This window comes from Peribacillus sp. FSL K6-1552 (assembly GCF_038005205.1).
GTDB classification, from domain to species: domain Bacteria; phylum Bacillota; class Bacilli; order Bacillales; family DSM-1321; genus Peribacillus; species Peribacillus butanolivorans.
The window spans coordinates 3327504-3340127 of record NZ_JBBOST010000001.1 but is presented as its reverse complement, the minus strand read 5'-3'; the positions used below and the strand labels follow the sequence as shown (position 1 = coordinate 3340127).

The window sequence follows — 12624 nt, the reverse complement described above, 5'->3', positions numbered from 1 at the left end:
TATTATACATTAGTTTTAAAAATATGCTATAACGAAATAACTAATTTAGGATTTTTTAATAGAAAAACTAAGCCTTTATCACAGTTTAGGGTGGTTCAAAAATATATAATACAAAAAGAAAATGCTAATAATATAAAGCCTGAATTTTTAAAAGTGTAAATTATAGACTTCCTTCTAAATATGATAAAACGATTTTATTCCTTTGAGTTTGAGTTTGAGTGAGATAGGGGGAGTAGGGTAGCTAGTAATATGTATGAAAGGGAAGGGAGGGATTATGAATTTACTGAGTTTTCTAGAAGGAATAAAAGTACTTTTTTATTGAAGTTCCTGAAAAGTGCCCATACAGTAATTGTTTTCAATTTTTATAAAATATAAAGTCTGATGAAAATATAATAAAGAGTAAAATATAAAATGAAAAAGGCATTATCACAAGAAAATTCCCAATAAGGAAGTTACCTTGATAATGCCTTGATCTAATAGATTTATCTAACAAAATAGTCAGAAAAACTACTCTCTAAATTTATGATATTTTACTTAATTTATTAGTAAATCCTTGTTTCTGTTCTCTTTGCATTTTTTTGATATCTAAACGCAGCCAGATGGAAATCAAGAAAGCAATTGCAATTAATGCAGCGAAAACATAGAAAACTGGAATATAACTGTTTGTACTTTCTCTAATTGCGGTAACCAGCATTGGTCCACAAACTCCTCCAAGAGACCATGTTGTTAAAAGATAACCATGGATAGCACCAATTTCTTTTGTTCCAAATAAATCTCCAGCAAATGCAGGGAGATTTGAGAAACCTCCACCATAACAACTAACAACTAACAAAATAAGACCTTGGAACAATAACGAATTTGTAGTAGTTGGAAGTAAGAGGAACGCTCCGATTTGAATAATAAAGAAAATGACGAAAACATTTGGGCGACCAATATAATCAGAGGCTGCTGCCCAACCAAGTCTGCCTCCACCATTGAAGATTCCCATGATACCAACCAGAGTTGCTGCTCCAGCTACAGACAATCCAACTACGTCTTGAGCCATAGGAGAAGCCACAGAAATCATCATAATCCCTGCACTAGTATTAATTAATTTCATCGACCAAAGCATCCAAAAATGTTTTGTTTTAACCGCTTCTTTTGCAGTTAATTGTCTTAGATCTTTCTTAATTTCTTTTTTTCCTGACTCAATATCTTTTTTCATACCTTCAGGAATCCAATTCGCTTTTGGTGGTGCAATATATGAAGCACCTAAAAACATAAGAATGAAATAGCCTGCTCCTAAAATATAATAAGTAGAATAAATTCCAACGGATTCCATAAGGCTTGCTGCAACTGGGGCTGTAATAAGAGCTCCAGCACCAAAACCGAGTACAGCCATTCCTGTTGCTAGTCCTCTTCTATCAGGGAACCATTTGACAAGAGTAGATACTGGTGAAATGTATCCAATACCCATACCAAGACCACTTAATACTCCATATGTTAGTAAGTAAAGTGGAAGTGAATCGATCATGACAGCCAAACCAGAACCGGCTTGTCCTAAACCGAATAATACAGCAGCAACTAAGGCTGATTTTCTTGGACCATTCTTTTCAACAAATTTCCCAAAGAAAGCTGCAGAGGTTCCTGCAAGCGCCATCATAATTGTAAATGCTAAAGTTACTTCAGTTTCTGACCACCCCATAGTCTCAACTAAAGGTTTCTTGTATACGCTATATGCGTATGCACCACCAATGGAAAGGTGAATAGCAATAGCTGATAAAGCAATTAACCACCTGTTTTTTGTCATATTGTTACCCCTTTTCGTGAATTATAAGAGAGTGGCATGCGTTTTATCTATAATAATATGAGTTGCATGCATTTTATCTATCTCGTGGGATAAGTATATAAGATTATTATTTAGTAGTAAACTACTAAATTGAATTTTACTAAAAAAAATGTTGCTATAACATTCTTGTACAAATCCGAATCGGCTTAGGGAAAATTTTTATTTTATATCTTACTCACATAGGGAGTAGGAAGACAAATTTAGGTGAGAGGCATAAATTAGCAGCTGTAGAATGTTATATAAGAATCCCTTGTATCTTGATTGTGATTGGCATTTTGAATGTGGCAAATGCCCTTAATTCGCTCCATTCTATCTATTTTGAATCGGTAGTGATTTTCCTTCGCTATTGAAGGTCTTATGTAATCAAGATGGTAATCTACAACGGCAAAGATGCACACATTGGCATTATTCAATGATATTTGTTAAAATTAACCTAAGACTTTATAAAAGAATCTTCAGAATTCCAATCACATTAGAATTAAAGGATTTTAATAGGAATATTAAAAGTTTTTTTCTTACAAAAAAGGAATATTAGAGTCTTTTTTCAGGAATCATACGTAAAGTAATCAAAAAAAATCAAATTATTTTGAAAAAATTCCGAAAATTTAGTCATAAGGGCTTGAACTATGATTCCTGATAGGAGTAAACTAAGTTAAGATAGATTTTATGGAAGTGAAATCTTGTAAAAATATTCAACAAGGGGTTTTGGTAATGAAGGAACATGACATGCAAATCACGCTTAGTACAACAAAGAAAGAAAAACCACAAGCGGACCAGCTTGAGTTCGGTAAGAAATTTACCGATCATATGTTTATTATGGATTACACACGAGGGCAAGGGTGGCATGATCCAAGAATTGTTCCTTATCAACCGCTCGCATTAGAGCCGTCAGCTATGATTTTTCACTATGGTCAATCTGTTTTTGAAGGATTAAAAGCATATGTATCATCAGATGATGAAATTATTTTATTCCGCCCGAAAAAGAATTTTGAACGCTTAAATAATTCAAATAGTCGCCTATGTATACCAGATGTTGATGTGGATTTCGCGTTAAAGGCCTTAAAAACCTTAATTAGCGTTGATAAAGAATGGATTCCTCGAGCAGAAGGGACGTCCTTATATATTCGACCTTTCATTATAGCTACTGAACCTTATCTCGGAGTTTCTCCATCAGATCACTATCAATTTATCATCATTATGTCACCGGTAGGTTCTTATTATAAAGAGGGAATTCACCCTGTTAAAATAGCGGTGGAATCAGCTTTTACACGTGCCGTAAATGGTGGTACAGGAGAAGCTAAAACAGGCGGTAATTATGCATCAAGCCTTAAAGCTCAAGAGGAATCTGAAAAGATGGGATATTCTCAAGTGCTTTGGCTAGACGGAGTAGAAAAAAAATATATTGAAGAAGTAGGAAGCATGAATGTCTTCTTCAAAATCAATGGTGAAATCATTACTCCAGCTTTAAATGGTAGCATCCTTTCAGGAATTACTCGGGATTCTATTATTGAATTGTTAAAGCATTGGAATCTTCCAGTAACAGAACGGCGTATTTCTATGGAGGAAGTCTATGAAGCCTTTAAATCAGGACAATTAGAAGAGGCATTCGGTACTGGTACAGCTGCTGTGATTTCTCCAATTGGTGAATTCTTGTGGAATGGTGAAGAAATGATAGTTCAAAACGGAGAGACTGGTGAATTATCTAAAAAACTTTATGATACATTAACTGGTATCCAAACAGGTAAGGTTGAAGATGAATTAAACTGGACTACGAAAGTTGAAGAAAAAGTCACTCAATAATATTTTAAAACAAAAAAACCTTCTATGAAGGTTTTTTTGTTTTATATTCTTTTAAATAATTATCTTGTGCCGGATAGCGATAGCTACAGCCTCTGTACGATGATTGACTCCTAATTTCCTAATGGCAGAAGAAATATAATCCCTAACAGTGTATTCACTTACCCTCATCTTTGGTGCCATTTGTTTTAACCCTAGACCATTAGCTAAATATTGTAGGACTTCGACTTCACGATTACTAAGAAGGTATGAGGGGGGGGAGGATTCTAAAGTTGTACTGACTGCCAGTTTCAAATAATGGGAAAGCTTCATTAAATCATGCTTTGTAACAGGTTCGTTGGTCTGTATTGGGTCAACTAAAACAAAACCAATAACCATTTCATTGACTACAACCGGAATTACAGCTAATGAAGAGATTGCAAATCTTTTAACGTATTTTGCAGGTATGGATGATTTCGTATGTTTAATTGTTAAATATACTGGTTTGTTATTTATGAGAGCTTGGTGGATGGGGTATATATCATGAATATTTTCTTTGACATGATGTAACGAAATTGTTTCTTTACTTGTGCATGAGTATATACCTTCACCCATACCACTTAAATAAGAGTAACTGAACAAAGAGGCACGTTGAAATGAAAAAAAATCTACACAGCCCTTTACAATCATTTTGGATTTATTTCTCATATCTTTTTGTATGGAAATATTTTTAACATGATTCAACAAGGTTTCCTCAAGCATTCGACTTTATTCCTCCCTACATTTTCAGTGATAGGTAAAAACTTACTAATATCTTACAATATAAGGTAGGGCCTTACAAATTTGATTATCTCTGCTTAAGTGTTTACAAGTTTACGATTCCCTATTTTAAGGAGGATAAAAAAATGAAAAGAACGAATTTGACGACCAGCAGTCGAAGTTTTAGAGAAGATACCCTTCCGTTTAAACTCTATCAAAAGGCAAAAAAATTCGGTGTATGGAATCCGCGTGACATTAATTTCAGTCAGGATATAGAAGATTGGAAGTCGTTTACTAGTATTGAAAGAGAAGTTTTATTACGGATAATTTCGCTTTTCCAGGGCGGAGAAGAAGCCGTGACATTGGATTTACTTCCGCTTATTATGACTATAGCAAAGGAAGGTAGAATTGAAGAGGAAATGTACTTAACAACTTTCTTATTCGAGGAAGCAAAGCATATGGAATTTTTCCGTTATACTTTAGATCAAATTGGTGAAACAGGAGATCTAACGGTTTATCATTCAGAAACATACAAATCTATTTTTTACGAAATACTGCCTGAGGCGATGGAGAAACTAATACACGATCAGTCTCCTGAAGCATTGGCGGAAGCGGCCACTGTATATAATATGTTTACCGAGGGAGTGCTTGCTGAAACCGGGTATTTTGGGTTTTATCAGACACTCGAAGACAATAATATGATGCCTGGTTTATTAAAAGGGGTTGGCCTTTTGAAAAAAGATGAATCACGCCATATTGCATATGGCACTTTTTTGCTACAGAGGATTATCAGTGAGCATCCACATATTTTTAGACAAGTTGAAAAAAGAATGGCAGAACTTGCCCCACTTGCCATCGCGTTAAATATGGAAGGATATGATCGGTTTGGCAATCCATTTGATAATGATAAACAAGCTGTTTTAGATTTCACCATGAAACAATTAGCCGTTCGGATGGAAATATTGGCACGGGCCAAGGGTAAGAAAATTGAAGAAATCTATCAAAGTAACGAAAAGGAATATGGAGTTTTGTAAAAAGAATGAAAAATAGGATATGACTGTACGTGATGATGTAAAGAAATTTATTCATTTAAATAGGCGGTGGAGGTTATACAGCGCAATAATTTTTCAAGCAGTTTGGGAATCTTAATCGTTCCTGGCTGCTTTTTATTTTTAGCATTAAAGTCTAATCTATTAACATACATAAACCACAGGGTGTCTCCAATTATGGTTCAAGAAGTCATTAAAATTATAAAACAATTAATGGCAGAAGGAACGACAATGCTTCTAGTCGAAAAAAACTTTGCATGGCGCTGGAGCTTGCTGATTATATTTATATTTTGATAAAAGGTCCGTTGTTTTTGCAGGTACTAATGATCAACTAAACCGAGATGTAATGAATAAATTTTTAATTTAAAATTTATGAAAATCATTTATATATTTGAAATTTGAGCAAAAAGGAGGCGGGTATAAGGAAATGTCCGTCTCCTTCTATATGTTAAACAGATTTGAGTTTATATTTGTTAAGCAATCGTGATTCAATTGAATTAGTTACTGTTTTTTCCTAAGTTTTCCTGAGCCATCTGTATAAGTTCCTTGACCATACCTCCTCCTAACTTTCCACCAACTTTTCCAGCTTGCTTTGATGTCAGTTGACCGTTATAGTCTTTTTTCAGTGGTACGCCAACTTCTTTTGCAACTTCAAACTTTGCATCTTCATGATTCTTCGTACCAGCTACTTTGGCTTTTAAATCATCAAGACCTTTTCTAGCTCCCGCTACTAGGATTTTATTTCTTCTTGTCATATATAATCACTCCTTAGTTTTTAGGTTATCCTAATGTAAAGAAAATGATCATTATCCTGATTTATTTTAATCTTTTATTTAGGTTCTACTTTGTATTTCCCTTAACATTATAGGGAGATTTGCTTTAGTTTGATTTCTAGGAGTTTTGCCACAGACCAGTCCATTATAATAATTCATGAGATTGGATTTACTCTGCTTTTTTTGCAGACTAGCTCAGGCTGATACCGATGAAATCAAAAAAATTTGAATCTATTACAGCATCTTTTAATATGACGAGAGAATTAGCTGTTATAGACGTTTATTTTATCAAATTCTGGGTATAAGATAGTATATCAATTTGAAGGAGAAAAGAGATGCTGACTGCGAATTCATGTTTGTTAACGAAAGAAGATATGAAAAATCCTGATCGAGTACCTCTATGGTTAATCAAGGAATATCAAACTTTCCACAATACGGTGATGGATAAAACATTTCCTTGTTATTTTGGTATGAACGCGGAAAAAAAAGGTGAGCTTCGTTATGCATATATTACACAGGAAGATTGGTCCAATCTCCCAAAAGCTGTGGAAAGCTTTCTAGACTTATTCCAGGAACCTCCATATGTCAGACATGGTTTGTTTGTTTTTATGGAGCCAGAAAAGCAAGAAGGAGATTTAGAATTATATCGAAAACGATTTTGGGCTATCCTTCAGTATCTTCATATAAATGATAAGAGACCTTGGCCAAATGAAAAGCCAAAAGATCCGGATCATTATTTATGGGATTACCATTTTGCAGGGGAACCAATTTTTATCTTTGGTAATGCACCTGCATATAAACAGCGTAAAACCCGTGATTTAGGAAATAGTCTTGTACTGGGCTTCCAACCCCGAATGATCTTTGAAGGATTAGAAGGTACAGAAAAAGGCGGAATCATGTCACGTGAAAAGGTGCGTGAACGAGTAGAAAAATGGGATAATCTCCCGAAACATCCGGATATCAGCCACTTTGGCGATGTAAATCACAATGAATGGAAACAATTTTTTATTGGTGATGATATTGAACCGATAAAAGGAAAATGTCCTTTCAATCATAAAGAGTTATAAACGAGAGTATTTGCTCTCGTTTATTTATTTGCGCTTTTCTTCTATATTATATGCTTGTAACTGTTAAAAAGGGGATTTAGAAAGTTCACCATAACTCGAGAACTCCGATATTTATTTCTTTATATGTCTGTAAAGTATATGACCCCCAAAACATATATCTTGTTTTATTTTATTATCACAATTATAATGTGTATGTAGGAATTGCAGTTACTTCGAGATATCTTGATTAAATATTTCGATTGAAACTGTGCTATTCACATACACATATTAATTACAATTGGGGGAACCAACTATGTCTAAAGTATTATTAATCAAAGCAAACGACCGTCCAGCAGAGCAAGCAATCAGCGTGAAAATGTATGAATCGTTTTTAAGCACATATAAAGAAGCAAATCCAAACGATGAAATTACTGAATTGGATTTATTTAAACTCAACTTACCATATTACGGAAACACAGCAATTACAGCGATATTCAAACGCAACCAAGGTATGGAATTGACTGAAGAAGAATCAAAAGAAGCGGATAACGTGCAACAATACTTGAACCAGTTTCTTGCTGCTGATAAAGTAGTATTTGCATTCCCATTATGGAACGCTACGGTACCGGCTCCACTTGTAACATATATTTCTTATCTTGCTCAAGCAGGTACAACATTTAAATATACTGCGGAAGGCCCAGTTGGTCTTATTCCTGAGAAAAAAGTGGCTGTACTTAATGCTCGTGGTTCAGATTATGCTTTACCAGGAATGGATGCTGCTGAAATGGCTGTGAAATTTGTAACAATGAATCTAAACCTATGGGGGATAACGAACCCAGAAACAGTTGTTATCGAAGGGCACAATCAATATCCAGACCGCACACAAGACATTATTGCTGAAGGATTGGCGAAAGTTGTAGAAGCTGCAGCTAAATTCTAATTATATTTTATGTAATAACCAGTATGTATTTTTAGCATACTGGTTTTTTTATGCAGATTTTTCTGAAAGTCGCTTATAATAGAGGGTAAGCCTATAAGTATGAAAGGAAGTGCCAATAAAATGCAAACGTACAAAACACGTGACGAAATCAAAGAGGAAGAAACTTGGAATCTAAATGATATTTACGATAACAAGGATAAATGGGAAAAGGATTATCAAGAAGTCCTTAAGATGACAGAAAAATTAAAAACCTATGATGGACAAATTCAGACAGCTCAAGACTTGTTTGAGTATTTACGGTTAAGTGAGGAACTTGGTTACATTTATAATAAACTCTATGTATTTGCGATGCTGCAAACAGATTTGGATACAAGGGTTACTTCATCACAGGCTTTGCTTGATCGGGCAAGTCAGTTAGGCCAGAAAATTAGCAATGCTTCTTCATTTTTCATGCCATTTCTTTTAAGCCTAGAAGAAAAAACGCTAAAAGGGTACATAAAGGAAATCGAGGGTTTGAAATATTTTGAAGAAGATTTACTGGATTCTTATCGCTATAAAACCCATGTGTTAACGAAAGAACAGGAAGAGGTCCTTTCCCAAATAGGTGAAGCCTTTTCAGCACCACAAAAAACATTCGGGATGATCAACAATGCTGACATTAAGTTTGGTGAAGTGACAAATGGAGACGGCGAAAAAGTAGAGCTGACCCGAGGATTATATTCAAAATTGATTGAAGATGACAATCGTGATATTCGAAAAGAGGCATACATTGCTTATTATCAGCCATATGTACAACTGAAAAATACGATTGCTTCAACACTTTCAACAGCAATCAAGAATAACGTGAATCTCTCTAAACTAAGGAACTACCCTTCTGCATTAGAAAAATCATTGTTCGGTGATCAAGTTCCAAAAGAGGTATATGATAACTTAATTATGTCTACTAAACAAAATATAGGACCGATGCATAAATACATCCAGCTGCGGAAAGACCTTTTGGGTGTAAATGAATTGCGTGCATACGATTTAAGTGTGCCATTGGTCGAAGGTGCAAAAGAAGAAATATCATATGATGACAGTTTTGCTTTAATGATTGAGGCGTTGAAACCGCTGGGTGAAGAATATACGTCTATCTTAAAAACCTTTAAAGAAAAACGCTATATTGATGTCAGAGAAACACCTGGAAAACGGTCTGGGGCATACAACTTAGGACTTTATGGTGTTCATCCATTTATCTTACTAAATCACCGTGATGATCTTGACAGCGTATTTACACTTGCGCATGAATCTGGCCATGGGATGCATTCATACTATAGCTCAAAATATCAACCGCAAATAACAGCAGGCTATTCCATTTTTGTAGCGGAAGTTGCTTCTACGGTGAATGAAATTCTGCTGATCCGCCATTTAATTAATACAACAAAAGACGTTCAAAAGAAAAAGCACTTACTTAACCATTTTATCGATAGCTTTAAGGGAACTTTCTTCACACAGGTGATGTTCGCAGAATTTGAAAAGATCGTTCACGAGAAGGCAGAAAATGATGAACCACTAAATGCCGAGGTGTTTAACACAGCTTATGAAACAATTTTCCGAAAATATAATGGTGATGAAATAATTTTCGATGAAGAAGTGAAGTATGGCTGGTCACGCATTCCGCATTTTTATCGTCCATTTTATGTGTATAAATATGCTACAGGTTACGTTTCAGCTATTACAATTGCAGATAAAATTCTTTCCGGAGATCAAAAAACCCTCGAAAGTTATTTGACCTTCTTGAAAAGCGGCAGTTCTGAATTCCCGTTAGAACTGCTCAAGAAAACAGGCGTAGATTTAACTAAACCTGAGCCTATTGAAAATGCTATGAGGATTTTCAGTGATTTAGTAGAACAATTCACAGAGCTGACAAAGGGCTAATGTAAACCATTTCTTCCAAAAGAGCCCATGGTATGATGAAATAAAAAATGCTATAGTAAGACTATTGGCAAATGAGAGGCCCAATCTTTTGATTGGGCCTTATTTTATATGTTAAAGAAGAGATATTGTCACGGGGCAGGTTTTACATAAAAAGCCTAGAGCCTTGGTTATTCATCGCAATAGCGCCTAGCTAATGGGCCAGTTCTTTATACATCCAAAGGCATATTTTGTGAGGAAAGTGAAAAATGAATTCAACGGTTAACTATATAAAAGAATGGCAACAGGCACTTCAACTTGAAATTTTGCATTTGAAAAAATACGGAAGCACAAAATACCTTGTTTCGAATGGCCATTTACTTACAAGTGATGGTTCTTTCACCTACTATTTTGAAACAAGCTCCTCGATAAAAATTCCTGTAGGTTCCATTATTCGATTGGAATGGGGGGGAATAAAACAGGATGGGAGGGTCTTATCATCTGAAGGGAAAAGTATAATCATCGCTTTTGAACGATCATTAGGTGATTTAATCGGGGAAGCTTTTTTATACCATGATCCCTGGGAATTACTAGAACAATTGATTACCCGTCTAGATGAAATCAAGAGAAGCAAAAAGAAAAGGCTACGGATTAAGCGTCTAATGGATCCATCTATGCCCCAAAAACATCCGGTAAATGAAAAACAAAGCAGTGTAAAAGAATTATATGCACGTTCAAAATTTAATCCTGTCACTTATGTCTGGGGACCTCCAGGAACAGGAAAGACTTATACATTGGCACGTACGGTTGCAAATCATTATTTCCAAGATAAAAATATCCTGGTGCTGTCACATAGCAATCAAGCTGTCGATGTACTGATGGCTGAAATCTCTACATTTATTAAAAAGAAAGACCGTTTCCATGAAGGGGATGTGCTTCGCTATGGTTCACAAATAGGTGATTCTCTAGCTATCCATGATGATATTGTTACAGGTCAACTATTAGGGAAGCATGAACCGGACTTGATGAAAGAAAAAGAGCAACTTGCAGAAGAAAAGCGGTTGTTAAAGCAAGATTTAGCTGGTTCATTTAGCAAAAGAGATACCGATCAATTAATTGAATTAGAAAAAAAATTAGCTAAAGTATTAGAGAAAATTCGTCAAAAAGAGATGCTACTTGTGAAAGAGGCTAAAATTATTGGAATGACCTTGGCTAAAGCTGCTAGCGATGAAACGGTATACCAAAAAGAATATGATCTAATCATTTTGGACGAAGCCAGCATGGCTTACGTACCGCAAGTAGCTTTTGCGGCAGCCTTATCCAAACATATTATCGTTTGCGGTGATTTCAAACAATTGCCACCAATTGCTTCTGCACGTGACTCTCTAGTGAAACTTTGGCTGAAAGAAGACATCTTTCATCGCGCGGGGGTTGCACAATCAGTAGAAGAGGGGGAACTTCATCCTCATTTATTTCTCTTAAAAGAACAGCGCCGAATGCATCCAGAAATTTCGGCATTTACGAATCGTGTTGTCTATAACAATTTTGTTGGAGACCATGAAAGTGTTTTGACAAGTAGAGATAGCATAAGATCAGCGGAACCGTTTGCAAATCAGGCAGCTGCACTTGTCGATACAAGCTTTTCAGGTGAATATTGCATGACGGAACGCACTTCCCATTCGAGAATGAACCCATGGCAGTTGCTTTTGTCCTTTCAGCTGATTCATGAATCGTATGTTGGTGGGGCCCGATCCATTGGTTATGTTGCTCCTTATCGTGCCCAGGCTAACTTGATGGAAAAACTTTTGGATGACTTGTATAGTCAAGAAAGGCAAACAGCAGACATCATAGCTGCAACTGTACATCGTTTCCAAGGCAGTGAAAGGGATGTCATGATTTTTGACACGGTTGATAGTTATCCGCAAAATCGTGCAGGAATGTTGTTGACCGGAAGAGAAAGTGAAAGGCTAATAAATGTGGCGATAACAAGGACCAAAGGGAAGTTCGTACATGTTTGTGATACTTCTTTTGTTAATAAGCATGTTTATCGTAGCAAAACACTTCGTCAGCTTGTTGATCATCAAATCCAAAACGGACAGATGATCGCAAAGAAAGATATTGGAAAATGGGTGAAACTTCAGCATCCCCGACTGCAATGGATGCATGCCCGTAAGTTGGACAACTTAATAGCAGATATAGATTCCTCTAAACAAGAAATTATTGTGGCCGTGCCAGACTTTAAAAATTTGGCAGAGGAATGGAAGCTGATTCTAATGAAAAGAGACCCTGAAGTCAAATTGACTATCATTTCAGGGAATAGAAATCCGGAAATTTTTACAGATTATTTCATTTATATGCCAGTTTCCTTCTCTTTTATTATCATCGATGGTCATGTTGTCTGGTTAGGCTTGCCTATAGAATCGAATAATCGAGTGCAACCTCCCTTTGTAGCGGCTCGCTTGGATTCACCTATTATTGCAGAAGAAATCTTATCTCAGTTTAAAAAAAATGAATAATTTAAAGGAAAGGCCCTATTTTAGGGTCTTTCTATTTTTTTATT

At 35.6% G+C, this 12624-nt stretch carries 9 protein-coding genes; 6 read left to right on the top strand and 3 right to left on the bottom strand.

The window, feature by feature from the left end:
• Positions 1–520: 520 nt before the first annotated feature.
• Entirely contained in the window at positions 521–1789 is a 1269-nt protein-coding gene (locus tag NST21_RS16000) for an L-lactate MFS transporter (protein WP_116820574.1), read from the bottom strand.
• Positions 1790–2539: 750 nt separating this feature from the next.
• On the opposite strand from NST21_RS16000, the gene NST21_RS15995 reads away from it, so the two are divergent.
• The gene (locus tag NST21_RS15995; protein ID WP_056520638.1) at positions 2540–3628 is read left to right on the top strand and encodes a branched-chain amino acid aminotransferase; all 1089 of its coding nucleotides are present in this window, start codon (positions 2540–2542) and stop codon (positions 3626–3628) included.
• A gap of 51 nt (positions 3629–3679) precedes the next feature.
• Here the strand turns inward: NST21_RS15995 and NST21_RS15990 are convergent, their stop codons facing one another.
• Complete coding sequence (locus NST21_RS15990) at positions 3680–4366, bottom strand: response regulator transcription factor (RefSeq protein ID WP_340890159.1); 687 nt, start codon at positions 4364–4366, stop codon at positions 3680–3682.
• 143 nt (positions 4367–4509) lie between these two features.
• On the opposite strand from NST21_RS15990, the gene NST21_RS15985 reads away from it, so the two are divergent.
• Positions 4510–5397, top strand: a complete 888-nt coding sequence (locus NST21_RS15985) for a R2-like ligand-binding oxidase (RefSeq protein ID WP_340890158.1) — start codon at positions 4510–4512, stop codon at positions 5395–5397.
• Between the two features lie 512 nt (positions 5398–5909).
• Here NST21_RS15985 and NST21_RS15980 read toward each other — a convergent pair.
• On the bottom strand, positions 5910–6167 hold the full coding sequence (locus tag NST21_RS15980) for a small, acid-soluble spore protein, alpha/beta type (protein WP_340890155.1): 258 nt from the start codon (positions 6165–6167) through the stop codon (positions 5910–5912).
• 353 nt (positions 6168–6520) lie between these two features.
• Here NST21_RS15980 and NST21_RS15975 point away from each other — a divergent pair, with 353 nt between their 5' ends.
• The 4 genes from NST21_RS15975 (at position 6521) to NST21_RS15960 (ending at position 12580) form a co-directional block, all read left to right on the top strand.
• Complete coding sequence (locus NST21_RS15975; RefSeq protein WP_340890153.1) at positions 6521–7252, top strand: YqcI/YcgG family protein; 732 nt, start codon at positions 6521–6523, stop codon at positions 7250–7252.
• A gap of 277 nt (positions 7253–7529) precedes the next feature.
• Positions 7530–8171 (top strand): FMN-dependent NADH-azoreductase, encoded by a 642-nt coding sequence (locus NST21_RS15970; protein WP_376183317.1) that lies wholly within the window; start codon positions 7530–7532, stop codon positions 8169–8171.
• 120 nt (positions 8172–8291) lie between these two features.
• The gene (pepF, locus tag NST21_RS15965; RefSeq protein WP_340890151.1) at positions 8292–10088 is read left to right on the top strand and encodes an oligoendopeptidase F; all 1797 of its coding nucleotides are present in this window, start codon (positions 8292–8294) and stop codon (positions 10086–10088) included.
• A gap of 245 nt (positions 10089–10333) precedes the next feature.
• Complete coding sequence (locus tag NST21_RS15960; protein WP_340890150.1) at positions 10334–12580, top strand: AAA domain-containing protein; 2247 nt, start codon at positions 10334–10336, stop codon at positions 12578–12580.
• The last annotated feature ends 44 nt before the right edge of the window (positions 12581–12624 follow it).

Bases quoted from the DNA above. Each gene is read 5' to 3' on its own strand.
- NST21_RS15960 (WP_340890150.1), top strand. From the start codon at position 10,334: ATGAATTCAACGGTTAACTATATAAAAGAATGGCAACAGGCACTTCAA.
- pepF (WP_340890151.1), top strand. From the start codon at position 8,292: ATGCAAACGTACAAAACACGTGACGAAATCAAAGAGGAAGAAACTTGG.
- NST21_RS15985 (WP_340890158.1), top strand. From the start codon at position 4,510: ATGAAAAGAACGAATTTGACGACCAGCAGTCGAAGTTTTAGAGAAGAT.
- NST21_RS15990 (WP_340890159.1), bottom strand. From the start codon at position 4,366: ATGCTTGAGGAAACCTTGTTGAATCATGTTAAAAATATTTCCATACAA.
- NST21_RS16000 (WP_116820574.1), bottom strand. From the start codon at position 1,789: ATGACAAAAAACAGGTGGTTAATTGCTTTATCAGCTATTGCTATTCAC.
- NST21_RS15995 (WP_056520638.1), top strand. From the start codon at position 2,540: ATGAAGGAACATGACATGCAAATCACGCTTAGTACAACAAAGAAAGAA.
- NST21_RS15975 (WP_340890153.1), top strand. From the start codon at position 6,521: ATGCTGACTGCGAATTCATGTTTGTTAACGAAAGAAGATATGAAAAAT.
- NST21_RS15980 (WP_340890155.1), bottom strand. From the start codon at position 6,167: ATGACAAGAAGAAATAAAATCCTAGTAGCGGGAGCTAGAAAAGGTCTT.